21 protein-coding genes are annotated in these 25,276 nt (G+C 55.2%); 14 read left to right on the forward strand and 7 right to left on the reverse strand.

Annotated elements, in window-relative coordinates:
* Nucleotides 1-62 precede the first annotated feature (62 nt).
* Complete coding sequence (locus tag V3W49_RS06050; RefSeq protein ID WP_500144331.1) at nt 63-935, reverse strand: LysR family transcriptional regulator; 873 nt, start codon at nt 933-935, stop codon at nt 63-65.
* Nucleotides 936-1,080: 145 nt separating this feature from the next.
* Between V3W49_RS06050 and budA the strand changes: the two genes are divergently transcribed.
* The 4 genes from budA (at nt 1,081) to V3W49_RS06070 (ending at nt 6,537) form a co-directional block, all read left to right on the forward strand.
* Complete coding sequence (gene budA / locus V3W49_RS06055) at nt 1,081-1,860, forward strand: acetolactate decarboxylase (RefSeq protein ID WP_500144332.1); 780 nt, start codon at nt 1,081-1,083, stop codon at nt 1,858-1,860.
* 23 nt (nt 1,861-1,883) lie between these two features.
* Complete coding sequence (alsS, locus tag V3W49_RS06060) at nt 1,884-3,557, forward strand: acetolactate synthase AlsS (protein ID WP_500144333.1); 1,674 nt, start codon at nt 1,884-1,886, stop codon at nt 3,555-3,557.
* A gap of 20 nt (nt 3,558-3,577) precedes the next feature.
* The gene (locus V3W49_RS06065; RefSeq protein WP_500144334.1) at nt 3,578-4,348 is read left to right on the forward strand and encodes a (S)-acetoin forming diacetyl reductase; all 771 of its coding nucleotides are present in this window, start codon (nt 3,578-3,580) and stop codon (nt 4,346-4,348) included.
* A 596-nt stretch (nt 4,349-4,944) separates the two neighbouring features.
* A complete protein-coding gene (locus tag V3W49_RS06070; protein ID WP_500144370.1) occupies nt 4,945-6,537 on the forward strand; it encodes a cholesterol oxidase substrate-binding domain-containing protein in 1,593 nt (530 codons plus the stop codon).
* A 131-nt stretch (nt 6,538-6,668) separates the two neighbouring features.
* On the opposite strand, the gene V3W49_RS06075 is transcribed toward V3W49_RS06070, so the two are convergent.
* The 4 genes from V3W49_RS06075 to V3W49_RS06090 form a co-directional block, all read right to left on the reverse strand.
* Complete coding sequence (locus tag V3W49_RS06075; RefSeq protein WP_500144335.1) at nt 6,669-6,968, reverse strand: hypothetical protein; 300 nt, start codon at nt 6,966-6,968, stop codon at nt 6,669-6,671.
* 404 nt (nt 6,969-7,372) lie between these two features.
* Nucleotides 7,373-8,113, reverse strand: a complete 741-nt coding sequence (locus V3W49_RS06080; protein ID WP_500144336.1) for a 3'-5' exonuclease — start codon at nt 8,111-8,113, stop codon at nt 7,373-7,375.
* Nucleotides 8,114-8,120: 7 nt separating this feature from the next.
* A complete protein-coding gene (locus V3W49_RS06085; protein WP_500144337.1) occupies nt 8,121-10,007 on the reverse strand; it encodes a DUF294 nucleotidyltransferase-like domain-containing protein in 1,887 nt (628 codons plus the stop codon).
* A 16-nt stretch (nt 10,008-10,023) separates the two neighbouring features.
* Complete coding sequence (locus V3W49_RS06090) at nt 10,024-11,682, reverse strand: BCCT family transporter (RefSeq protein ID WP_500144338.1); 1,659 nt, start codon at nt 11,680-11,682, stop codon at nt 10,024-10,026.
* Nucleotides 11,683-11,958: 276 nt separating this feature from the next.
* Between V3W49_RS06090 and V3W49_RS06095 the strand changes: the two genes are divergently transcribed.
* Nucleotides 11,959-13,335 (forward strand): L-serine ammonia-lyase, encoded by a 1,377-nt coding sequence (locus tag V3W49_RS06095; protein ID WP_500144339.1) that lies wholly within the window; start codon nt 11,959-11,961, stop codon nt 13,333-13,335.
* A gap of 286 nt (nt 13,336-13,621) precedes the next feature.
* Complete coding sequence (gbdR, locus tag V3W49_RS06100; RefSeq protein WP_500144340.1) at nt 13,622-14,776, forward strand: choline metabolism transcriptional regulator GbdR; 1,155 nt, start codon at nt 13,622-13,624, stop codon at nt 14,774-14,776.
* 44 nt (nt 14,777-14,820) lie between these two features.
* On the opposite strand, the gene V3W49_RS06105 is transcribed toward gbdR, so the two are convergent.
* Nucleotides 14,821-15,237 (reverse strand): type II toxin-antitoxin system VapC family toxin, encoded by a 417-nt coding sequence (locus V3W49_RS06105; protein WP_500144341.1) that lies wholly within the window; start codon nt 15,235-15,237, stop codon nt 14,821-14,823.
* Nucleotides 15,234-15,464 carry a type II toxin-antitoxin system VapB family antitoxin gene (gene vapB, locus V3W49_RS06110; protein ID WP_500144342.1) on the reverse strand — a complete coding sequence of 77 codons (231 nt, stop codon included), beginning with the start codon at nt 15,462-15,464 and terminating at the stop codon, nt 15,234-15,236. The genes V3W49_RS06105 and vapB overlap by 4 nt, the downstream gene beginning before the upstream one ends.
* Nucleotides 15,465-15,769: 305 nt before the next feature.
* On the opposite strand from vapB, the gene V3W49_RS06115 reads away from it, so the two are divergent.
* The 8 genes from V3W49_RS06115 (at nt 15,770) to V3W49_RS06150 (ending at nt 24,868) form a co-directional block, all read left to right on the forward strand.
* Complete coding sequence (locus V3W49_RS06115) at nt 15,770-16,747, forward strand: dipeptidase (RefSeq protein WP_500144343.1); 978 nt, start codon at nt 15,770-15,772, stop codon at nt 16,745-16,747.
* A gap of 21 nt (nt 16,748-16,768) precedes the next feature.
* Nucleotides 16,769-17,299, forward strand: coding sequence for a DUF5943 domain-containing protein (locus V3W49_RS06120; protein ID WP_500144344.1), 531 nt, complete (start codon nt 16,769-16,771; stop codon nt 17,297-17,299).
* Between the two features lie 57 nt (nt 17,300-17,356).
* Nucleotides 17,357-19,420, forward strand: a complete 2,064-nt coding sequence (gene dgcA, locus V3W49_RS06125; protein ID WP_500144346.1) for a dimethylglycine demethylation protein DgcA — start codon at nt 17,357-17,359, stop codon at nt 19,418-19,420.
* Between the two features lie 16 nt (nt 19,421-19,436).
* Nucleotides 19,437-21,392, forward strand: a complete 1,956-nt coding sequence (locus tag V3W49_RS06130) for a (Fe-S)-binding protein (RefSeq protein WP_500144372.1) — start codon at nt 19,437-19,439, stop codon at nt 21,390-21,392.
* Entirely contained in the window at nt 21,392-22,630 is a 1,239-nt protein-coding gene (gene etfA / locus V3W49_RS06135) for an electron transfer flavoprotein subunit alpha (protein ID WP_500144348.1), read from the forward strand. Before V3W49_RS06130 ends, etfA begins: the two co-directional genes overlap by 1 nt.
* Nucleotides 22,620-23,423: an electron transfer flavoprotein subunit beta gene (gene etfB, locus V3W49_RS06140; RefSeq protein ID WP_500144350.1), complete on the forward strand. Its 804-nt coding sequence runs from the start codon at nt 22,620-22,622 to the stop codon at nt 23,421-23,423. The genes etfA and etfB overlap by 11 nt, the downstream gene beginning before the upstream one ends.
* Before the next feature lie 153 nt (nt 23,424-23,576).
* Complete coding sequence (locus V3W49_RS06145) at nt 23,577-24,413, forward strand: YPO3983 family protein (RefSeq protein WP_500144351.1); 837 nt, start codon at nt 23,577-23,579, stop codon at nt 24,411-24,413.
* Nucleotides 24,410-24,868, forward strand: coding sequence for a DUF943 family protein (locus tag V3W49_RS06150; protein ID WP_500144353.1), 459 nt, complete (start codon nt 24,410-24,412; stop codon nt 24,866-24,868). The genes V3W49_RS06145 and V3W49_RS06150 overlap by 4 nt, the downstream gene beginning before the upstream one ends.
* The last annotated feature ends 408 nt before the right edge of the window (nt 24,869-25,276 follow it).

Below are 25,276 nucleotides of genomic sequence, written 5' to 3' on the forward strand. Positions count from 1 at the left end.
ACAGAGCGCATACGGTGTTATTTAAAAGTCATCAAGTTGTGATGGTGAATATTTTTTAGTATTTAAAAGTTACCAATGAAATGTTTTACCGTAGGCGAGCGTTCAAATTTTCGCCACGCTAAAGCCACATCAGTTTCTAACCCACTTTCCTTTATTTGATGAAAAGTGATGTTCGGATTCTGAACACAGGTCATGGATTCAGGAATAAGCGCAAAACCAAAACCGGCCGCAACCATACTCACTGAAGCTGAAAACTGTGAGGCCTGAACTTTGTTATCCATATTAATTCCCGAGCGCTGGCAGGCCTGATAGATAAGACTGTAAAGACCAGGCGCCACTGCCTGTGGGAATATAATGATTGGTGTTCCCGCTAATTCGCTAAGCGACAGCTCAGACTGGCCTGCTAAGGGGTGGCTGCGATGCAGCCCAACCAGCATCCTCTCCGTGGCAATCATCCGCAGATTAAAAGACTTACTGCTGTCGCAGGGCAGGCGCACAAAGGCGGCGTCGATGATACCTTCATCCAGTTCATGCATTAGCGTTGCCATATTCGCCTCTTTCTGATGAAGCGCAACGTTTGGAAAATCTTTATGAAATTGATAAATCGCGGAGAATATTTGGGGGTGAAAAGCATTAGAACTGGTTACACCCAGATACAACTTTCCATTAATGCCCCGGGCAATTCCTTTTGCTTTTTCAAGGGCTGCATCGCTTAACGCAATTATCTTACAGGCATCCTCATAAAAGGCTTTTCCCGCTTCAGTCAGTTCCACGCTACGGGTCAGTCGGTACAGCAACTGGGTACCGACTTCTCTTTCTAATCTTTGAATTTGCTGACTAAGTGGGGGTTGTGAAATTCCCAGCTCTTCAGCTGCTCTGGAAAAATTTTTATTTTGTGCTACGGCAATAAAATAACGGAGATAACGAAGTTCCATATAAAAACCACCTTCGCCCTGAGGGTCTTTGGCGCTATATCATAAATATCTTGAATTGGTATGTTCTGTATATTGGAACTGTTAGCTGAAACGAGTCAATAATTAATCATCTTTCCAACCTGTTATTGATGCGAGGGAACAAGGCATGGCTCATGCAACTAATTGTTCTTGCGAAGAAAACCTGATTCAGACTATTTCTGATTTTTCAGAGGTTAACCCGGAATGCGTGATATATCAGACCTCGCTTATGAGCGCGTTACTCAGCGGCGTGTATGAAGGTGAGACGACGATTGCCCAACTGATGGAGCGGGGGGATTTTGGTCTGGGGACATTTAACGAACTGGACGGTGAGCTGATCGCTTTCAGTCAGGAGGTATACCAGCTACGCGCCGACGGGAGTGCGCGTAAAGCGCTGCCGGATCAGAAAACCCCTTTCGCTGTGATGACCTGGTTTAAGCCCCGATACCGGTTACCGATAGACAACGTTATCACTCGACAAAAACTGCATGACATCATCGATGCCCGGGTGCCTTCCGATAATATCTTCTGTGCGCTACGCATCGACGGCCATTTCCGCCACGCGCATACCCGTACCGTTCCCAGGCAAACTCCACCATACCGGGCCATGACCGATGTGCTCGATGATCAGCCGGTCTTTCGTTTTAACCACTGTGACGGGGTGCTGGTGGGCTTTCGTTCGCCGCAGCACATGCAGGGGATTAACGTTGCTGGCTACCACGAACACTTTATTACCGACGATCGCCAGGGGGGTGGGCACCTGCTGGATTATCAGCTTGAACATGGCGTACTGACCTTTGGTGAAATTCACAAGCTGGAGATCTCTTTGCCGAAAGATAGCGCCTTCCTGAATGCAAACCTGCATCCGGACAATCTTGATGCCGCTATCCGTGCGGTAGAGAACTAACCCTTATCTGAAGGAGGAGTCACATGGACAATAAAAACCGTCAATGGAGCTGCGGCGCCGATATGGTGGTTGGCCAGCTTGAGGCCCAGGGGGTGAAGCATGTGTTCGGGATACCTGGCGCTAAAATCGATAAGGTTTTTGATTCCCTTCTCGATTCGTCCATCCAGATAGTGCCTGTGCGCCATGAGGCCAACGCAGCCTTTATGGCTGCCGCAGTGGGCAGAATTACCGGCAAGGCAGGCGTAGCGCTGGTCACGTCCGGGCCGGGCTGTTCCAATCTGATTACCGGAATGGCGACGGCAAATACCGAAGGCGATCCGGTGGTCGCGTTGGGCGGTGCGGTTAAACGTTCGGATAAAGCGAAACTGGTGCATCAGAGTATGGATACCGTGGCGATGTTCAGCCCGGTAACCAAATACGCGGTGGAAGTAACCTCCTCCGACGCCATTGGCGAAGTGGTCTCTAACGCGTTTCGCGTTGCCGAGCAGGGGCGCCCTGGCAGCGCATTTGTCAGCCTTCCTCAGGATATCGTCGATCGGCCCGCAGTCGGCAGAATTCTGCCTGCCAATGGGGTTCCGCGTTGCGGCGCTGCGCCGGATGCGGATATCGCCCGGGTAGCCAGGATGATAGCCTCGGCTAAAAATCCGCTGTTCCTGCTTGGGCTGATGGCCAGCCAGCAGGAAAACAGCGCCGCGCTTCATCAACTGCTGGAAAAAAGCCGGGTTCCGGTGACCAGCACCTACCAGGCGGCCGGGGCGGTGAATCAGCAGAACTTCACTCATTTTGCCGGACGCGTCGGGCTGTTTAACAACCAGGCGGGTGATAGGCTGCTGCAGCTGGCGGATCTGGTTGTCTGCATCGGCTATAGCCCGGTGGAGTATGAGCCGTCGATGTGGAATACCGGTAACGCGACCCTGGTGCATATTGATGTGACGCCCGCCTATGAAGAACGTCATTACATTCCGGATATTGAACTGGTAGGCGATATTGGCAGTACCCTGGATAAGCTGGCAGGCCATATTGAAAAGCCGCTGACGCTGTCGCCTTGTGCCGCTGAGATCCTGATGGATCGCCGCCATCAGCGCGATCTTCTTAATCGCAAAGGGGCCCAGCTTGATCAGTTCGCTCTGCATCCGTTGCGTATCGTGCGCGCGATGCAGGATATCGTAAACAGCGACGTTACCCTGACGGTGGATATGGGGAGTTTTCACATCTGGATTGCCCGCTACCTGTACAGCTTCCGCGCCCGGCAAATAATGATCTCCAATGGCCAGCAGACCATGGGGGTGGCGCTGCCATGGGCTATCGGCGCCTGGCTGGTGAACCCGGATCGTAAAGTGGTTTCCGTGTCCGGGGATGGTGGCTTTCTGCAATCGAGTATGGAGCTGGAAACCGCCGTGCGGCTCGGAGCCAATATTTTGCACATTATCTGGGTCGATAACGCCTACAACATGGTGGCGATTCAGGAACAGAAAAAATATCAGCGGTTATCCGGCGTCGACTTCGGCCCGGTGGATTTCAAAGCATATGCGCAGGCGTTTGGGGCGAAGGGATTTGCCGTGGAAAGCGCACAAAACCTTGAACCTACCCTGCGTACCGCGATGGACGTACAGGGGCCGGCTGTGGTCGCGATTCCCGTGGATTACAGCGATAACCCGCTGCTGATGGGCCAGCTCCATCTTAGCCAGATTCTATAAATAACCAGAAGGATGATGTGATGAGAAAAGTGGCATTTGTCACCGGCGCCGGTCAGGGGATCGGTAAAGCCATCGCCCTGCGGTTGGCCAAAGACGGCTTTGCCGTCGCCGTCGCTGACTATAACCGCGCTACCGCGAACGCTGTCGCTCAGGAGATCAAAAGCAGTGGCGGCGAGGCTATGGCTATTACGGTGGATGTCTCGGATCGTGAGCGAGTGTTCGCCGCCGTGGAAGAGGCGCGCCGGGAGCTGAAAGGGTTTGATGTTATCGTCAATAACGCGGGGATCGCTCCCTCCACGCCTATTGAATCCATTACGCCCGAGATTGTTGATAAGGTTTATAACATCAATGTTAAAGGCGTTATTTGGGGGATTCAGGCTGCGGTGAAAGCCTTTAAGGCCGAAGGTCACGGCGGCAAAATTATCAATGCCTGTTCCCAGGCCGGTCATGTCGGCAACCCGGAACTGGCGGTATACAGTTCCAGTAAATTTGCAGTTCGCGGCCTGACTCAGACCGCAGCCCGGGATCTGGCATCTTCAGGCATTACCGTGAACGGGTACTGCCCCGGGATTGTTAAGACGCCGATGTGGTCGGAGATCGATCGCCAAATCTCAGAGGCTGCCGGTAAGCCCCCGGGCTATGGTACCGAAGCGTTCGCTAAGCGTATTACCCTGGGGCGTCTGTCGGAGCCGGAAGATGTAGCCGCCTGTGTCTCTTATCTGGCGGGGCCGGATTCGGATTATATGACGGGTCAGTCTCTGCTTATCGATGGCGGTATGGTTTTTAATTAATGTTGGTTAGATTGGGACATAGTTTGTGCTCCTGCCGCATCGCGGCAGGATTTTTTTATCATAATTGGCAACAAAATACTTTTTCGCTGATAAATAATCAGGGAGATCAGTGAGATTAATGGTTTGTTATAGGGAAAATAGCCTGATTAGTTATCTTTGATGTTTTCTTTTTTCTTTTTATAGAAACCCAAAAAACAACTCCTCTTCTTGTTTTTTGATTGTTTTGGAATGTTCCTGGTTATATATGAATGGTTTTTTCATTATCGTTTATTTGACATGGATTCTTATTCATAATTCCTGAAAAAAGGCAGCATTGCATTTTGTCTGACTTATGCTTTGTAAGGGTAGATGGCGGTATTCGTTATGAAATAACTCCACTTCACCATTAAAAATTATTTTAAATCAAGTTGTTGCATGGAATTTTTGTTTTTTGCTATTTTCAGGTGATGGCGGAGTTTTATGGCCGTTTATTGATAATTATCTTCTGGTGTTGATGACGGATAGGAATTTTGCTCCGTTGACAATTAATTTTGCCGGGGCAACTATTATCTGGCATTGCGCAAAATAACAGGAGTTATATTATGGATAGTCATATCATGGAAACTTTCCCTGTCTCATATTCTTATTCTGATTTTACTAACTGGTCAAAGGAGGTTACCGGTAGTCATATTCTTACCTGCGCTCCAGCCAACCAGCAGGAATTGCTGGCGGTGGTCAATTGGGCGTATAAAAATAATTATCATGTTCGCCCGGTGGGAATGAAACATAACTGGTCGACCCTGACGATTGCTAACGGTGATAATAACGGAAGCGTGTTGCTTGTGGATTTAACGAAGAAACTGACAAAAGTTTCTATTACTAAAGAGGGAGAACATGGTTTTGTCACGGCGCAAACCGGAGTCGCCATGCAGGCGCTGATGACGGAGCTGGAAAAGCAGAAACTGGGGTTTTACGCCACGCCAGCGCCTGGAGATCTGACGTTGGGTGGAGTGCTGGCTATCGGCGGTCACGGCACCTGCATTCCCGCAGCCGAAGAGACTCTGGCAGAAGGGGGAAGCTACGGGTCAGTGAGCAATAGCATCGTGTCTCTTAGCGCCGTGGTGTGGAATAAGCAGACCGGTGAATATGAACTTAAAACCTTTAAGCGCGACGATGCGGAAATCGCTGCCTTTATGGTGCATGTCGGTCGCGCGCTGATTTTCGAGGTCACTCTCCAGCTTCCACGCAACCGACGCCTGCGCTGCCAGAGCTATGTCAATGTCCCGGCTAAAGAGCTTTTCGCCGCAGAGGATTCCGGTGAGCGCACGTTTACGCGCTTCCTTGAACAGTGCGGACGGGCGGAAATAATCTGGTTTCCCTTTACCGAAAATCCCTGGTTAAAAATATGGACGCTGGAAGATCATTATCCGGTAACCGCTAAGCCGGTAAACGCACCGTTTAACTATCCGTTTTCAGATAATCTGCCCGTACAGATTTCCGATCTGATTAAAAAGATCAATAACGGTGCGCCGGAGTTTACGCCGGATCTTGGCAAGGCGCAGATGGAGCTGGTAAGTATCGGGCTGGGGGCAACGCTTTCCGGCGATCTCTGGGGCTGGAGCAAAGATCTACTGCTGTATGTTAAGCCGAGCACGCTTCGGGTTACGGCCAATGGCTACGCGATTATTACCCGCCGCAGCAATATACAGAAGGTACTGAATGATTTTGCCATGAAGTATGAAGAGATGGTCAGCCGTTATAAAGAGAGAAACTCTTATCCGATGAATGGCCCGATCGAAGTACGCGTTACCGGACTGGATAATGCCAGGGACAGCACTGTGGTGAACGCCGTCACGGCCGATCTCTCGGCGATACGCCCGGTGGAGGGGAAACCTGAATGGGATACCGCTATCTGGCTGGATATTTTAACCATGCCAGATACGCCAGACGCCAATAAGTTTTATCACGAAATGGAAACGTGGATTTACAAGCATTTTAGCGGTGATTACGCAACCGTAAGGGTCGAGTGGAGTAAAGGCTGGGCTTATACCGACCAGGCTGCATGGGCCGCTGACGAAGTGATGAGTAAAGAAATTCCTCAAAGCTTTGGTGACAGTTGGCAACATGCCCGGGATGTATTAGATAAATACGATCCTCACTATCTGTTTTCGTCACCGCTGATCAATACCTTGTTTAACCCGGTGAAATAAATCCTGATTGGTTTTAATAATAAAGCCACCATCCGGTGGCTTTATTATTTTGACGAGAAAAAATAAAAGCCGCCGAATATTTCAGGCGACTTTTATCGGTTTGCCTGGTCAGTCAGGGCATTTCATCGTTATCAGGCGCCCCACTCCTCCTCGAAGTGATAATCAATGCGGCTGGTGTCGCCGCCCAGCAGACCGCCTACATCGGCAACGGTCTTAAATGCCGCATATCCTAATGAGTCGGCCAGATAGTGAATTCCCCCCAGCCCTACTGCGTTGAACGTCTGGCCAACGGAAGAAACCAGTCGGGTATTCAGAACATCGTTGGAAACTTTAACGGCATCAACGATGGTGTCTCCAACAAAACCCAGGGTATCCGAAATAATTCCGGCGCCAGCAACAATTTCAATTTCATTAACGGTTAGTTCTTTCATAGATAAACTCCTTTAACACTCATACTCATGCGCGACGCCTCAACGCCGCCTGCTTTTTCCTTATGCTCAATCAAATGGGACTAAGGAAGTTAAATCCTTTTTAATATTTAAAGCACCAGTAGAGCTAACGGTCAAATGCTATTGCTTGCGCCATAATGAGACATCGATTTGACATGAAAAATATTCTCAAGGAGGATTCTTGTTTTTTATTGTTATTCTTTGCTCTATTCCTGGTGATTATTCCTGGTTTATTTTTTTTCTAATGGTGTGGGATATTTTTATAATGTTGTTTATTAAGACGGTTAGCATTATTTTGAATAACTGTGATGAGGATTTGATGATGCGTGATAATTATTTCTATTTGTAGCTTTATTTTAGCGTGAGAAATTTTCCGAAATTGATGTTTAGCACCACAGCGCCTCAATCGGTGTCTCCGCCGCATAGTGCCAGGCTATCTGGGCCTGGAGGAGTTCGGCGCAGGCCAGCGCGTCGGTCAGGGCATGATGCGCCGGGTAGTGGGGCAGGTTATAGCGGGCCCGACTTTCCGGCAGGCGTAGCGACACCGGTTTTCTGTACCCGAATAGTCGCGCCACCGGGTTCATGGTATGGCGGCGATGCAGTCGTGCCTCCAGCGCCAGCGTGTCGATGCAGGGGAAATGAATCCCTTCGCCGATGCGGCGCTTCAGGGCGGCATCAAGGAATTGTCGCTCTATTCCGCGATGGTGCACCACCAGTACCTTACCCGCCATTTGTTCCAGCAGCGTGATAAACAGGGTATTCAGATCCGGCGCTTTCGCTACCTCTGAATGAGTGATCCCGTGGATCACCACCGATTCGTCGCGCAACGCCGTTCGCGGCTTCAGCAGCCAGTGACGGCTGTCGCGCAGACGAATACGCTCAAGGCTCATCGGAACCAGGCCGATGCTGACGATATCATCCCGCCGTGCGCTGAGGCCGGTGGTTTCAAAATCCATAGCCAGTAGCGGAACCCGATCGATGGTGGTATCGGGCGCCACGGTGCCTGCCCGGTAAAAAGCCCGTAGCGCCGGGTGTTGCGCCTGACGGGCCAGTTCGGCCATTTTTTCAGGCCAGGGCAGGGAGGGGCACGGCGCGGTTTTTAACGGATGCTTACCGATATAGAACATTATTCCCTCAGCGCATCCGGCCAGCCTGATAACGATATTTCAGGAATTTCTGCGCGTTACTCAGGATCTGAAAAGCGTCCTTCAGATTCTTGCGCTCGAAATCCGACAGATTTTCTGGCTCGATATTATTGTCGGGCGGGCGTCGGGCATCCAGATCCAGCGCCTGATGGCGAATGCGCACCATTGAGATAAACTCCAGCGCGTCGCGCAAATCCTGACCCCGCCCGTGAGGCAGAATATCGGCTTCGATAATATCCTGCAGTCGCTCAAAGGAGTTGCGGGCGCGGGAGCCGACCGCCAGCGCATGAACGCGGATGAGATCCGCCAGCGGTGCCGTGCCGCGCCGCTTCATATTGATGGATCGGCTATGGTGGCCGGAAGGCTCCATCACAAATCCCTTAAAGAAGCCGAGCGGCGGCGTGCGCAGCAGCGCGTTGCGCGCCATACAGGCCAGGAAACGGGCGTTGTGGCGTACCTGTCGGGAAATAGTCTGATTCAGGCGATCGGCCCATTCGGTTTTTCCCCACAGGCCGTCGAGATCGAAGAAGATGGCGCTTTCAAGCAGCGTCTTCGGCGTAGGGTTTCCCGTCCAGTCGGCGAAGTAGCGTTCCCATACGGCAAGAGGCTGGCGCCATCGGGCGTTGGTCGCCATAATCCCGCCAGCACAGTAGCGATAACCGCAGGCCGCCAGACCGTCGCTGACAAAGGTCGCCAGCTGAAGAAACCAGTCATCGTGACGGGCGGGATCGAAACGGTTGTCGAGTACCAGCGCGTTATCCTGATCGGTGACGATCAGCTGTTCCTGACGCGCCATGGATCCCAGCGCCAGGAAGCAATAGGGCACCGGCGGTGGGCCAAACTGCTGTTCTGCCAGCTCCAGCAGGCGCTGGGTGAAGCTGCGGCCAATTACCGCCATGGCGCTGCCGATCATCTGTGAATTAGCATCTTCGCGCACGATGCGCCGGAAGCAGGCGCGTGCCTCGCCGCTCAGGGCGCTTAACTCGGCGATGCTGTTGGCGTGGAAAATACGGCTGACCACAAACAGGCTGTTCTGGGATTCGTAGCGGATAATATCCGACTGCGATATCACGCCGATGGGCTGACCCTGTTTCAGCACCGGTAGATGGTGTACGTTATGGCGCATCATGGTCAGCATGGCTTCGAACACCATCTGGTGGGATTCGCAGTGGATCGGTTCCGGCGTCATCACGTCGCCGACTGGCGTATCAACGCTCAGTCCTCTGGCGATAACCCGGGTACGCAGATCGCGGTCGGTGAGCATTCCGGCCATTCTGGCGGCATTGCCTGTCTCGCCTTCCGGTACGCCGGAGTGCATCACCAGTAGTGAAGATACCCCTTCGACACTCATCATCATGGCCGCTTCCCGCACGCTGGCGAAGGTATCGATAGTCACCGGTTTACGGCTGATGAGCGTATCAATGCGTGAGGTAAGCAGTTCGTTGGCATCTTCGGTACGGGCTATGGTATGGCGCAGCCGGGTGCGATCTTCCACCTCCACCATGTCGGCGAAGGCTTCATATTGGGTGAACAGTTGATGGAACACCGGCGCAGGTATCAGCCAGACCAGGGTGTCCTCCAGGGCTGTGACCGGAAAACGCACGCTGCTTTCGCGCAACAGGCCGAACTGGCCGAAATAACCTCCGGCGCTGAGGCGGTTGTAGAGTTCGCCATTACGCCGATAGACCTCGACAGCGCCGCTGCGCACCACATACCAGGCGTCCACCTGCTGGCCGAAGGAGAGGATGCTGCTGCCCGCCTTGAAATAACAGACGTCAATATTGGCGGCCGCCAGCGTCAGCGCTGCGTCGGGTAGTGCATCGAAGGGCGGTGAGCTGCGCAGAAAGTCGATGATTTCCTTATGTTCAGCCTGCATGCTAAATCTCCGGGGCTTAGCCCTGTTCCGTACCCGGAGCCGGGCGACTATGTCTGGGCTCCGAAGCCAGCCCCTTAAGCACTGAAAACGCGGCAATCAGCAAGACGATGGCGAATGGAAGTCCGGTAGAGAGCACCATAGTCTGCAGCGCCACCAGACCGCCGCCCAGCAGCAGCGCAATGGCCGCCACGCCCTGGAAACTGCACCAGAATACTCGCTGTGGCGTGGGGGCGTTGACCTTGCCGCCTGCCGAGATAATGTCGATCACCAGCGAGCCGGAATCCGATGAGGTGACAAAAAATACTACTACCAACAGAATGCCAATGAGCGAAGTGATCTTCGCCAGCGGTAGCGTATCCAGCATGGTGAACAACTGCAGTGGCAGCTTCGCGTTGGCGATGGCCTGATGCCCCTGATTAAAATACTGGAAGATAGTGGTATCGCCCAGAATGGTCATCCACATTACGCAGGCCAGTGACGGAACAATCAGCACTGAGATGATAAATTCGCGCACGGTGCGTCCGCGAGAGACCCGGGCGATAAACATGCCGACAAACGGCGACCAGGAGATCCACCAGGCCCAGTAGAAGGCGGTCCAGCTGGCGACAAAGTGGCTGTCTTCGCGCCCGAAGGGATTAGACAGCGCCGGAAGGTATTGCAGATAGGCGCCCAGGTTCGAAAAAAAGCCTGTCACCAGTGCAAGCGTAGGGCCGACGGCGATCACGAACAGCAACAGTAGCGCCGCCAGTATCATATTGATTTCCGACAACCGGCGTACCCCCTTTTCCAGCCCGGCCATGACCGACACCATCGTAACCGCGGTAATCCCAACCACCAGCAGGATCTGGGTGGTTTCGCCCATGGGAATATCGAACAGATAATTCAGGCCTGAGGCCGCCTGGGCGGCGCCCAGACCCAGAGAGGTGGCCAGGCCGAACAGCGTAGCCAATACTGCCAGAATGTCGATGATATGCCCGGGCCAGCCCCAGACCGAATCTCCCAGTAGTGGGTAAAACACTGAACGCATGGTCAGGGGCAGCCCCTTATTAAAAGAGAACAGCCCCAGTCCCAGCGCCAGCATGGCGTAGATAGCCCAGGGGTGAAGCGCCCAGTGGAAGATGGTGGTGGCCATTGCCAGGCTGCGGGCAGTTTCCGGGTTGCCAGCGGCAGCCCCCAGCGGCGCGGTGTCGCTGCGAACGCCGTTTTCAATGCTGATTCCCGCCAGCGAGCTGGAGAAGTGCGACAGTGGTTCAGACACACCGTAAAACATCAGACCTATGCCCATTCCGGCGGCGAACAACATCGAAAACCAGGTCAGATAGCTGTAGTTCGGTCTGGCCAGAGTGCCGCCCAGACGTACTTTGCCGAGCGGGGAAAAGACCAGTGCCAGGCAGAGCAGCACGAAGATGTTGCCGGTGCTCAGAAAGAACCAGCTCAGGTTGCCGGTCAGCCAGTTGAGGACGCCGTTGAAGATGGGTTCGACCTGACGATGGAACGCCATCGTCAGCGCGACAAAGATGATGACCGCCAGCCCGGAGATAACAAAGACGCGGTTATGAATATCCAGCCCGAACGGGCCGACGCTGACCACAATATTATCCTGGCCTATCTGATAGTCGGTATCGTAGGGGTTAACCTCACCATCGGGTACCATCGGATCTTTCGAATCCGGCATAGTGTTTCCTCCCAGGAAATGGTTGGTGTGTGGAATGCCAGTAAACTGTGGGGCGCTAAGACAGCCTGGCCCTGGAGGATGATAAAGGCGGGTCAGCGGCCCGGAATGCCTGGCAACGTCTTATGAGGATTGATTTGCGACATAAGGTCTGCGCCAGCGCTGTCGGCAATTTCCGGTCGGTCTGATGACCTGAAGCGTCGCTATCTGGCATCTTCCGGTGTGAATTTGTCGCAATAATCGATGCTGATATTTCATTCAGGCTCCGGGAGAAAGAGGATGAGCATCAGCGTCTTTGATCTGTTCAAGATTGGGGTTGGCCCCTCCAGTTCACATACCGTTGGGCCAATGCGGGCCGCGCAGCGATTCATCCGCCAGTTAAGCGAGCAGGGCGCGCGCGCGACGGTACGCCGCGTCAGGGTGGATCTGTTCGGCTCCCTGAGCGCTACCGGCGTGGGGCACGGTACCGATAAAGCAACGCTGATGGGGCTGATGGGCGAAGCGCCGGAAACTGTTGAGCCCCGTACTATCGCCCCTGCCATTCGGGCGCTGTGCGAAACCGGATTTCTGCCCCTGGCCGGTGGCCCGGGTGTGGATTTTGACTGGAACCGCGATCTGCATTTTGTGGACGAAGTGCTCCCTTATCACCCGAACGCCATGCGCCTGACGGCCTTTGGCGAGCGTGAGGTGGTTTATGCCAATACTTACTATTCGGTGGGAGGCGGCTTTGTGCTGGACGAAAGTGAAGCCACCGCCAGCGCTCATCTGGTACCTCAGGTGGTTTTGCCTTACGACTTTAACTCCGGAGCCGAACTGCTGACGCACTGTCGGCAGCAGGGGTTAAGGGTTTGTGAGCTGATGCTGGAAAACGAAAAAGTCTGGCGCGATGAACCGGCGATTCGTACCGGTCTGGCCGCCATCTGGCAGGCTATGCAGGCGTGCATCGCGCAGGGGCTGGAAAACGAGGGCGTATTACCGGGCGGGCTGAACGTGAAACGTCGAGCCCCGGGCCTGTATCGCTCCCTGAGGCAGGCCACCGGTGCGAATGTGATTGGCACCACGCTGTCGGCCATGGACTGGATCAACCTCTATGCGCTGGCGGTAAATGAAGAAAACGCCGCAGGCGGGCGTATGGTCACGGCGCCTACCAATGGCGCTGCCGGTATCATTCCGGCGGTGCTGATGTACTACATGCGCTTTAGCGAGCGGGCCGGGGATGGGGACGTGGTGGACTTTCTGCTGGCCGCGGCAGCGGTGGGGGCGCTGTGTAAGAAAAACGCCTCGATATCAGGCGCCGAGGTGGGCTGCCAGGGCGAGGTTGGCTCCGCCTGCGCCATGGCTGCTGCCGGGTTGACCGAGGTGCTGGGCGGTACTCCGGAGCAGGTGGAAAACGCGGCCGAGATCGCGCTGGAGCATAATCTGGGGCTGACCTGCGATCCGGTGGCCGGGCTGGTGCAGGTGCCCTGCATTGAGCGTAATGCTATCGCTGCCATGAAAGCGATCAATGCCGCCCAGATGGCGCTACGCGGAGACGGTCAGCACTTTGTTTCGCTTGATAAAGTGATTCGCACCATGCGTGATACCGGGCGGGATATGCAGGATAAGTATAAGGAAACCTCACGTGGGGGACTGGCAGTGAATGCGATTGAGTGTTGATACCATCCGGAACTGATGTCTGCCCTGATCCGGGGCAGACGCACCAAAAAAGCATATAGCAACAGGTGATTACCCTGCTCAGCACGAAACGTGCCATCTCTGTTTTTATGATTCCGACTGCGGCGCTATATCACTCCCGATGAATGATTATCGGGAGATTGCGCATATATTTTTAATGTAAAAAGGAAGTGGTACATATGTTGCTTTATTGTTGTTTGTGGAAGTTAAGAGGTATCAGACCCGTTTGTTCCCTCTCCTGACTGAGAGACAACAGAGGCAAGAGCATATGTCTGAATCAAATGAATCACCCCAGGGTTGTACCGATAATTACAAGACACGTACCATTGGTTTTTTGCTCATCAATAACTTCACCATGATGGCGCTGGCGACGGCGGTAGAGCCGCTGCGCATGGCGAACCAGTTAAGCGGCCGCGAGCTGTATGACTGGCATACCATCAGTGAAGATGGCAACACGGTGATGGCCAGCGACGGCATTAGCATTACTCCTGATTGCGCTATGGCCGACTCCACCGCGCTGGATGTTCTGATTGTGGTGGGGGGGGTCAATATTACCCGCAGTTACACCCGTCGTCAGATTAGCTGGCTTCAGATGATGGCGCGCAAACACATTCTGATCGGCGGCGTTTGTACCGGCCCCTATGTCCTGGCGGCAGCTGGATTGCTGGACGGCTACCACTGTAGCGCTCACTGGGAGTGCATTGCCTCAATGCAGGAAGCCTGGCCCAAAGTACGATGTACCAATCAACTCTTCGTGATTGAACGCGACCGCATGACCTGTAGCGGCGGCACGGTGCCGATGGATATGATACTTAGCATGATCAAACGCGACTTCGGCTATCAACTGACGGCGGCGATCTCAGAGATGTTTATCTGCGATCGCGTGCGCAACGAATCAGATTATCAACGCATACCGCTGCGCCACGTGCTGGGAACCGCCCAGCCGAACCTGGTGGAAGCGGTGTCTCTGATGGAAGCCAATATCGAAGAGGCGATCGAACTGGATGAACTGGCCGCCTATGTGGGGCTTTCCCGCCGTCAGCTTGAACGCCTGTTCCAGAAGTACCTGCAATGTTCACCTTCCCGCTACTACATGAAGCTTCGACTGTTCCGGGCCAGGCAGTTGCTTAAGCAAACCTCGATGTCAATTATCGAGATAGCCCTGGCCTGCGGATTTGTATCGACGCCGCATTTCAGCAAATGCTATCGCGAACATATCGGCATTCCACCGCGTGAAGAGCGACGCGGCATACGCAGCCAGGAACAGAACGAAACCGTGCCGCAGCTGGTAACCACCGCATTGCCCGGTCTGAATGGTAAGAAAGAGCGCTCCGCCACCGCGGTAGCGGTACGCGCCCTGAGCGAGGCGCGCTTCGAACCTACTTACGGTTCGGTGGCGCTGGGCTGGACTTCACCGCCCTGAACTTTACGGCCGCCTGCCTGTATGGGGCAGGCGGCACAGCGAGACTACGCGGCCCAGTCTTCCAGGGGTAATCCCGGCACCCGTTCAAATTCCTTCACGTTATTGGTGACAAGGATGGCGCCAGCGGCAATGGCATGCCCGGCAATGGCCGTATCGTTGGATCCGATGGGCGTGCCTGCGGCGTTAAGCGTCGCTTTCAGCTCAGTGGTTTCATCCACTGCGGCGCGGTCCCACGGCAGAACAGCGTCAAGACGGATACAGAAAGCCTCTACCAGCTGTGCATGGCGCGGCGACGCTTTTTTACCGAGGGTACCGAAGCGCATTTCGGCATAGGTAATGGCCGACACCACAATGCGATGACGCTGCATGACCGCCTGCTCCAGACGCCGAATTACGGTTTCCGGCTGCTCACGCATGATGTAAGAGCAGATACAGGTGTCCAGCATATAGGTTTTGGTCATAGCTTAATGCGCCCTTCATCATTGACAATCTCTTCACGTTCCGTCATGAAGTCCGCATCGGCTTTCTCTTCCAGCAGGAACGATCCCCAGCTCGGTTTGATCGGCCGCAGAAGGATAGTGTCGCCTTCACGGGTAATCTCCAGTTCGTTAACGCCCTCAAAATCCAGATCCCTGGGTAAGCGGATCGCGCGGTTATTGCCGTTTTTAAACACCGATACCGTTCTCATCGTGATGGTCCCCGCCAGGTGAAAGAGTGCCCTGATACATATGGCAAGTATATGCCTCAATTTCCCTGTTGTATAGGTCAGACATATGCTTTTCTTCCACTCTGGCGATAGCCCTGGTTTAATAAAGGTGGCTTTATGGTGAACTAAATCTCCTCCAGCGCGAGAGTTTGATTCGAAATCCCCGAGACGCCTCGACATTTTTATTTGCGCTCCGGGTCAGCCAGGTGACGCTTTCAGAACACTTTCTCGTTATTGATAACCCTATGCTGTCGGTCAACACGGTGTGACAGACAGAGGGTGGAGAGATGAACGCAGAACAGTTGCACGACGACGCCATCGTCATCGATGGCCTGGTGATCGCAAAGTGGGATCGCGAGCTGTTTGAGGATATGCGGCGCGGGGGGTTAACCGCTGCAAACTGTACGGTATCGGTGTGGGAAGGCTTCCAGGATACCGTGGACAACATCGTCGCCATGAACGCGCTGATTGAACAGAACTCCGACCTGGTGATAAAGGTGCGCACCACCGACGATATACGCCGCGCCAAAGCGGCGGGTAAAACCGGTGTGCTGATGGGCTTTCAGAATGCTCATGCCTTTGAAGACCAGCTCGGCTATGTTCAGATCTTCAAGGATCTCGGCGTTGGCGTAGTGCAGATGGCCTACAACACCCAGAACCTGGTGGGCACCGGCTGTTACGAGCGCGATGGCGGTCTTTCCGGCTATGGCCGGGAGGTGGTGGCGGAAATGAACCGCGCCGGCATCATGTGCGATCTCTCCCACGTGGGAGCCAAAACCTCCGAAGAGGTTATCCTGGCGTCTGAAAAGCCGGTCTGCTACTCCCATTGCCTGCCTTCCGGACTGAAGGATCATCCGCGCAACAAGTCCGATGCCGAACTGAAGTTTATCGCCGATCATGGCGGTTTTGTCGGCGTCACTATGTTTACGCCGTTCCTGAAGAACGGGATTCACTCCACTATCGACGACTATGTCGAAGCCATCGAATACATCTTCAACCTGGTGGGTGAAGATCAGATAGGTATCGGTACCGACTTCACCCAGGGGCAGGATCAGGCCTTTTTCGAATGGCTCACCCATGACAAAGGCTATGCCCGCCATCTGACCAACTTCGGCAAGATAATCAACCCCGAAGGGATCCGTACCCTTGGCGAATTTCCTAATCTGACCGAAGCCCTGCTACGCCACGGGTTCAGCGAACATCAGGTACGCAAAATAATGGGCGAGAACTGGGTGCGCGTTCTGGCTGAGGTATGGGGCGAATAACGGATAGCCGGGGAGAAATCAATGAACTCACATGCACCTGAATTGCCGATTAACGTAGACGATGAAACCGGGGTCTGGACTACCGATGCCCTGCCGATGCTCTACGTGCCACGCCACTTTTTCGTCAACAACCATATGGCGATTGAAGAGGAGATCGGCGCTGAACGCTATGCCGGGATCCTCTACAAGGCGGGCTATAAATCCGCGTACTACTGGTGTGAAAAAGAGGCTGAAGCCCACGGTATCTCGGGCGCTGCGGTCTTTGAACACTATATGAAGCGCCTTTCCCAGCGCGGCTGGGGGCTGTTCATCATCGAAGCGCTCGACCTGGCGCAGGGGACGGCCCGTATTCGCCTGGAACATTCGGCGTTCGTTTACCAGTACGGCAAAGTCAATCGCAAGGTCGATTACATGTTTACCGGCTGGTTCGCAGGCGCTATGGATCAGGTGGCCCAGAGTCTGGGCTATGCGGTCAGAACCCGGGCAGTCCAGACCAGGAGCGCAGCCGAAGAGGGAAATGATTACGGCGTTTTTGAGGTTTTGCCGCTGTAAGTCCGCGTTGGCCGCCTGCGAGCGGCCGGGGTTTTTGCATTGAATCAGGGTGTAGCCATGTCCCAGTTTGATCTTCTGTTCCAGCCGTTGAATATTAACAAGCTGACCATCCGCAATCGCATCGTCAGTACCGCTCACGCCGAGGTCTATGCCACTGATGGCGGCATGACCACCGAACGCTACGTGAAATATTACGAAGAGAAGGCTAAAGGTGGCTGTGGGCTCTGTATTTGCGGTGGTTCCAGCGTGGTGTCTATCGACAGCCCCCAGAGCTGGTGGAGCTCGGTGAATCTTTCCACCGATCGCATCATTCCCCATTTCCAGAATCTGGCCGACGCGGTACACAAGCACGGCGGCAAAATCATGATCCAGATCTCCCATATGGGGCGCCGTTCGCGCTGGGACGGCGAAAACTGGCCGAACCTGATGTCGCCGTCGGGCATCCGTGAACCGGTGCACCGCGCTACCTGTAAGACTATTGAAGTGGAAGAGATCTGGCGGGTGATCGGCGACTTCGCTCGGGCGGCGGTACGCGCCAAAGAGGGCGGGCTGGACGGCGTGGAACTTTCGGCTGTGCACCAACACATGATTGATCAGTTCTGGTCTCCGCGCGTCAATAAACGTACCGACGAGTGGGGTGGCAACTTTGAAAATCGCATGCGTTTCGGCATGGAAGTGCTGAAAGCAGTACGGGATGCGGTGGGGCCAGATTTTGTGGTGGGGATGCGTATTACTGGCGATGAGTTTCATCCCGACGGCCTGAGCCACGAAGATATGAAGCAGATTGCCGCTTACTACGATGCCACGGGCATGGTGGACTACTTTGGCGTGGTGGGTTCCGGATGCGACACCCACAACACCCTGGCGAATGTGATTCCGAATATGAGCTATCCGCCGGAGCCGTTCCTGCATCTGGCCGCAGGAATCAAAGAGGTGGTGTCGGTGCCGGTGATCCACGCCCAGAACATCAAGGATCCCAATCAGGCCCAGCGTATTCTGGAACAGGGTTACGTCGACTTTGTGGGCATGACCCGGGCCCATATCGCCGATCCGCACCTTATTGCCAAGATCAAACTGAATCAGGTGGATCAGATCCGCCAGTGTGTGGGAGCTAACTATTGCATCGATCGCCAGTATATGGGGCTGGATGTGCTGTGCATTCAGAATGCAGCCACCTCCCGCGAATATATGGGGTTGCCGCACATTATTGAAAAGAGCGCCGGGCCGCGCCGCAGGGTGGTCGTGGTAGGCGGTGGTCCCGGAGGCATGGAGGCCGCCCGGGTGGCGGCCGAGCGCGGTCATCAGGTCACGCTGGTGGAGCGCGCTTCAGAGCTGGGCGGTCAGATAACCATTGCAGCCCGGGCGCCGCAGCGTGACCAAATGGCGGGTATTACCCGCTGGCTGGCCATGGAGCTGGAACGATTAGGAGTGGAGATTCAACTCAATAGAGAAGCGGACGCCGCCATGGTACGCGATCTGAGGCCGGACGTTTGCATTCTGGCGACCGGGGGTCGTCCGTTTATGGAACAAAACCCGGAATGGGGCGCCGATGACGGGCGAGTGGTGGCCAGTTGGGACATTCTGACCGGCGCCGTGGAGCCGGGTAAAAACGTGCTGATCTACGACACCATCTGTGAATTTACCGGTATGTCTACCGCCGATTACCTGGCCGCCAAAGGGGCGCTGGTGGAACTGGTCACCGACGACATTAAACCCGGCGTTGGTATCGGCGGTACCACTTTCCCGACCTATTATCGCAGCCTGTACGAAAAGGCGGTGATCATGACTGCGGATCTGGCACTGGAGTCGGTTTATCGCGAAGGCGACCAACTGGTGGCGGTGCTGGAAAACGAGTACACCGGCCAGAAGGAGGAGCGGGTGGTGGATCAGGTGGTGATTGAAAACGGCACCCGACCCAACGAAGAGCTTTACTACCAGCTGAAGGCGGAATCGCGTAACCAGGGGCAGATTGATAACGAGGCGCTGTTTGCCGCTCATCCCCAGCCTGTTCTGGCGCAGACGGGAGAAGGCATGATCCTCTGGCGGTTGGGGGACTGCGTTTCCCAGCGCAATGTGCACGCGGCTATCTATGACGCATTACGCCTGTGCAAGGATCTGTAACAGAGGGGGCTGCATGATACTCGACAGATTACTCCCGGTGCTGCTGGCTGCGGTACTGCTGCTGGCTCTGGTGGGGATGATCAGAAGGATCCGTCTGTGGCGCGCCGGCCAGCCGGAAAAAACGGCCGGGTTTGCCGGGCTGATGGCCATGCCGCGCCGCTATCTGGTGGATCTTCACCATGTGGTGGCGCGCGATAAGGTAATGTCGAATACCCACGTGGCGACCGCAGGCGGCTTTGTCTTGTCGATGGTGCTGATTCTGGCGGTTCATCTGTCAGGCATTCATAGTCGCTGGCTGGCTACGGCGCTGTTGGGGTCGCTGGCGCTGATGCTGGTGGGGGCGCTGTTTGTCTGGCGGCGTCGCCGCAATCCGCCTGCTCGCCTGTCGAAAGGGCCGTGGATGCGGCTGCCGAAGAGTCTGTTGGCCTTCGCTGCCAGCTTTTTTATCGCCACGCTGCCTGCGGCGGGGATTCTGCCGCAGGGCAGCGGCGGCTGGCTGCTGGCGGCGGTGCTGGGCGTCGGGATAGTCTGGGGGCTGGGGGAACTGGTATTCGGCATGGCCTGGGGCGGGCCGATGAAGCACGCCTTTGCTGGCGCTCTGCACCTGGCGTTTCACCGGCGCCCCGAGCGTTTTGGCGGCGGGCGTTCCACTGGCCTGAAGGCGGTGGATCTGGATGCGCCTAAGCTGGGGGTGGAAAAGCCCGTCGACTTTAAATGGAACCAACTGCTCGGTTTCGATGCCTGCGTACAGTGCGGCAGGTGCGAGGCGATGTGCCCGGCCTTCGCCGCCGGGCAACCGCTTAACCCCAAGAAGCTGATTCAGGATATGGTGGTCGGCCTGGCAGGGGGATCTGACGCCCGTTTTGCCGGTAGCCCTCATCCAGGCATTGAGGTCGGCAATGCGACCGGCTCACCGCATCAACCGATTACCGAAGGGCTGGTCAGCCCGGAGACCCTGTGGTCCTGCACCACCTGTCGCGCCTGTGTGGAAGAGTGCCCGATGATGATCGAGCATGTAGATGCCATCGTCGATATGCGCCGCTTCCTGACGCTGGAAAAAGGCGCCACGCCGAATAAAGGGGCCGAGGTGCTGGACAATCTGATAGCCACCGACAACCCTAACGGCTTTAACCCCCGTAGTCGCACCCACTGGGCGGCGGATCAAAATCTGCGGGTAATGAAAGAGGTGGGACAGGCGGATGTGCTGTTCTGGGTATCCGACGGCGCGTTTGATATGCGCAGCCAGCGGATCCTGCGCGCCTTCGTGAAGATTCTGAAAGCGGCGGGGGTGGATTTCGCCGTGCTGGGGGACGAGGAGCTGGACAGCGGCGACGTGGCGCGCCGTCTGGGGGACGACGCCACCTTCCAGAGGCTGGCGAAATGCAATATCGCCACCCTGGGCAAGTATCGTTTTAACCGGATTGTGACCACCGACCCGCACGCCTTTCACTGCCTGAAAAACGAGTACCCGGATCTCTATCCCGAAGGGGCGCAGCCGGACTACGACGTGCTGCACCACACCACCTTTATTAATGAGCTGGTGAAGGCGCAGTTGCTGAACCTGAATGACTACAAGGGTGGCAGCGTCACCTGGCACGATCCCTGCTATCTGGGGCGCTATAACGGCGAGTATGAAGCCCCTCGTGAGCTGCTGGCTGAACTGGGGATTCAGCCGGTCGAGATGGAACGCTCCGGCTTTCGTTCCCGCTGCTGCGGAGGCGGAGGCGGCGCGCCTGTTACCGATATTCCTGGCGAACGGCGGATTGCCGACATGCGCATGGAAGATGTCCGGGCCACCGGCGCAGAGGTGGTGGCCGTCGGTTGCCAGCAGTGCACCGCGATGCTTGAAGGCGTGGTGGAGCCGCGTCCGGAAGTGAAGGATATCGCCGAACTGGTGGCTGAGGCGCTGGTGGAACCAGCCGCGCCGCCAGTCCGACGTAAGAGCGAACAATCTGCGATGGAGGTAGCCTGATGAGCGAGATTATGCGCAGAGATCCGCGCGCCGAGTGGATTGCACGTAACCGTCTGCATCCGCAGCATGCGGCCATAACGGTGCCAGCAGCCGAATCCCGGGGGCCCTCCGGGCTGATTCGCCGTAACCCCCATGCGCTGGGTTTTATCGGCCCCAACGGCATTCGTCGCATTGACCGAATGAACATTAGTGGGCCGACAATCCTGGCAGGGCGCCGGGCGGTGAGCGCCGTGAAAACCGCGACGCTGCCGCTACATCGGGTGGAGCAGGTGGATTACTACATCGCCGTGGTGCCGGATATGGTGGGGGGACGGTTGAGCGATCACGACCGGGATGTGCTGGGTCAGGCCCATGCGCTAATCCGCGAGCTGGGCGGCGCCGGGGCGGTGCTCGCCATTGTGTTTGGCGAATATCGCGAGTCCTCGTTCGATACCGCGGGTGTCGACAGGCTGCTGGTGCTGAACGGCGCCGGATATCAGGCGTATGCGCCGGAGCTGCGCGTTGCCGCGATGCATGAGGTGGACAGGCAGTTCGCGCCGCGCTACTGGCTGCTGCCGGATAGCGTGGCGGGGGGATTTGAACTGGGATGCCGGCTGGCGGCCCGGCTGGGAGAGCGCCCGGCGACTCAGGCCTGGCGGGTGGATGCGCAGCAGAGCCTGTGTCGCGGCGCCGGGGGCAGTATCGATATCACCCGTGCCACGCCGCGCCTGCTGCTGCTGGCGGCGGAGTGCGCGGATCCTGTTGATGATACCCGACACGAAGTGCTGCCGGTTCAGCTCCGCCAGACGGTGAGCGTGGAGCTGCACATTCACGACGGCGGCCAGGTCGCGGTGGATCCCAACGCGGTGGCGCTGGCAGAAGCGGAATTTATTCTGTCGGCGGGCAATGGCGTACAGGACTGGAGGCTGTTTCATCAGTGCGCCGAAGCGCTTGGCGCCACGGAAGGCGCCAGCCGGGTGGCGGTGGACGATGGTCATATGCCACGCCAGCGGCAGGTGGGCGCCACCGGCACCTGGGTGACCGCCCGGGTCTATGTGGCGGTGGGCATTTCCGGGGCTATTCAGCATTTGCAGGGTATTGGTCAGTGCGACAAGGTGATCGCCATAAATACCGATGCCGGTTGCGACATGGTGAAACGCGCAGCGCTCAGCGCAATTGGCGATAGCAGCGAGATTATGACCCAGCTTATCCGGCTGGTCAGGGACCATCGTCAGGAGGAGTTCGAACATGCAGCCTGAAAAGCGTAACGCCAGCCTGCGGGTCACCGCGCTGGTATCAGTGGGGCAGCACCCCGACTCCGGACGCGAGCGCCGTGCCGGACAGGATGCCCGGGCCGTTGAGCTGGGGCTGAGCCTGGCGCCCCAGGGGCTGGAGGTGCTCCACGCGGGCGATCCCCACGCTCAGGCGCTGCGCAGCTATGCGGGAATGGGGCTGAGTTCATTGCGGGTCCTGGAACAGAATGAGATGGCGGACGTGGTTCCCGCTCTGGAGCGTTATCTGAGCCAGAACAGGCCGGATATCATCCTGACCGGCGTACGGGCCGAGAGCGGCGAATCCTCCGGGATGGTGCCTTACCTGCTGGGAGAGGCGCTGGGGATACCGGTCGTCACCGGTATTGCCGATATCGTTAGTGTCGGGTGCGGTGAGGCGCATCTGCTACAGGCGCTGCCGCGCGGCCAACGTCGGGCGTTGACCGTATCGCTGCCGTTTATCGCCAGTGTTGATATGGCGGCGCCGACTCCGCGTCAGAGCGCTTTCGGCCCCGCCAGCCGTGCACAGCTGGAAACACAGGCGGCGGGCGTTGAGCATTGCGATGAGGTAAGAGCGCAGTGGCATGAAGCGCCGGCCCGCAAGCGACCGAAGCGTTTACAGGTGGCCAAAGCGAAAACTGCTGCTGACCGCTTCAGGGCGGCGACCGCGAAGTCTCAGGGCGATGGCGGCCGGATTCTGCGTGATAAACCGGCATCCGAAATGGCGCAGGCGATATTCGATCTGCTGCTGGAAGAGGGCGTGGTACGCAGCGGGCGCTGAGTTGTTGTGGCATTCCTCAGCCCTTCTCACTTATTTTACCGCTCACAAATCCGAATTTGCATGGTAAAAAACCATAATATTTACACAGTGGCGAGGCGTTGCTTATGATTGCGGTACTACCTGGAGGACTATCACGACGAGGAACGTCTTTGTATGCCCGCACTTCGGTTTCCCTGCGCGATATTTAAAACGCAAAAAAGGATGGATGATTACCGCGCTTGCGATATGCACTATGGTGACCTGTCTGAAAGGCAGCTAAAAACACAGTATCGTCTGGTCGATGTTTCCACCAGGGCGAACCCGTACAGGCTGACGAAGATTACCCCATTCAGTCAGCCTCAGTCGATGTTTCATGGTTCCCGAGGCGAAGGGGCGAAAATCACTCGCCAGCGGTGTGCCGCTATTCTCTTTAACGAATTTAGGGATTTATCCCGCGCGTTTTCTATATATGGCCCTTACAAGCCGCTAATACAGCAGATGATCACCCATATGCAGATAGCCAATGGTGCGCCGTTCCGGCATATGCTGCTGGACAGGGCATTGAGGGAACATATTGTTAAGGATAAGAGTGATAATAGTACGTTATTAAGAGTTGATAAAGCTCTCAATAAAAACATAGACTGGAATAATAAAAATTACCCATTGGAAATGAAAGGGGAAATAACTAAATTAATATTAGATGGTAAGCTCCCAAAATTTGACCGATTCCAGGATAACTTCAACGGCATGGGGATAACTGTCCATGATACCTGGGCAACTCATATAATCATAAAATCACTACAGATTGATAATGAACGCTACCGTGCATTGGTTTATTACAAAGTCCAGGATCACTTTGGTCTGGATAGTGAAGATATATTAAGGTTTAAATTTAATCAGTTCCGGTTTTTCCGTATCTGGTTTGTGTTACAGCGATACAGCGAGTTTGGTTTCAGGCCATTTATGGTTGATATGGAAGCGACTGTTGAAGTCACAGGATCCCGAAGATGAGAGTGAAAAATAAGAAAATCATCGTGTTACTTTCCCTTGCTGGCTGTATGCTACTTAGTTACTGGTTTTGGCTGTCTCTGCGTCCTGTGAAGATTGTTGCTGTTCATCAGGAGGATAATTTTAGCGAGGTTTTAGTAAAAAACTTTCCCATCACGGACCAGGGTAAACTAAATTGGTGGGTTGATAACCAAAAAATGCTAAAAACAAAATACAATATCCCAAAAGCATCATCTTATGGGAATTTCTATATAAATTTTTGGGACTTTGGTGATGGCTATAAAGAGCAGGGGAAGTATGACCGCCGCTGTTTTTTAGATATGAAAGCTGCAAAGAACTGTATAGATAAAAAAGCCGTGTTTTCTGTCGAAAATGACCGGAGAGGGGGAGTGTTGTTGACTGTTTATGATGGTGTTTATCGCATGCAGGAAAACGGTGGTATTATAAAAATAAAGTAGGGATAAGCGATTTTCTTTGCATAATCCAGGCAGTCCATATGGCGTAACGGCATAACCTTGATGCTATAACTCATCCTGAAATATCAACAGCACCTTCTATTAAATTATCATTATCAAGCGAGTGTGAAATAAGCAGAGAAAGTAAATAGCGATCGCATAAGCTAGTACTCAAAATGGCGCAGGCGATATTCGATCTGCTGCTGGAAGAGGGAGTGGTACGCGGCGGGCGCTAAGCTTCCTCACCCCGGCCAGGGGGAAAACCAGCGCCAGCCCTAACCCTCTCTAGGCAGAAGGGTAAAATTAGCGCCAGCCTGGTCCCCTCTCCCCTATGGGCAGAAGGGTAAAATTAGCGCCAGCCTGGTCCCCTCTCCCCTATGGGCAGAAGGGTAAAATTAGCGCCAGCCTGGT

The sequence above is a fragment of the Rosenbergiella sp. YN46 genome, assembly GCF_036620675.1.
In the GTDB taxonomy this organism is placed as follows: Bacteria; Pseudomonadota; Gammaproteobacteria; order Enterobacterales; family Enterobacteriaceae; genus Jejubacter.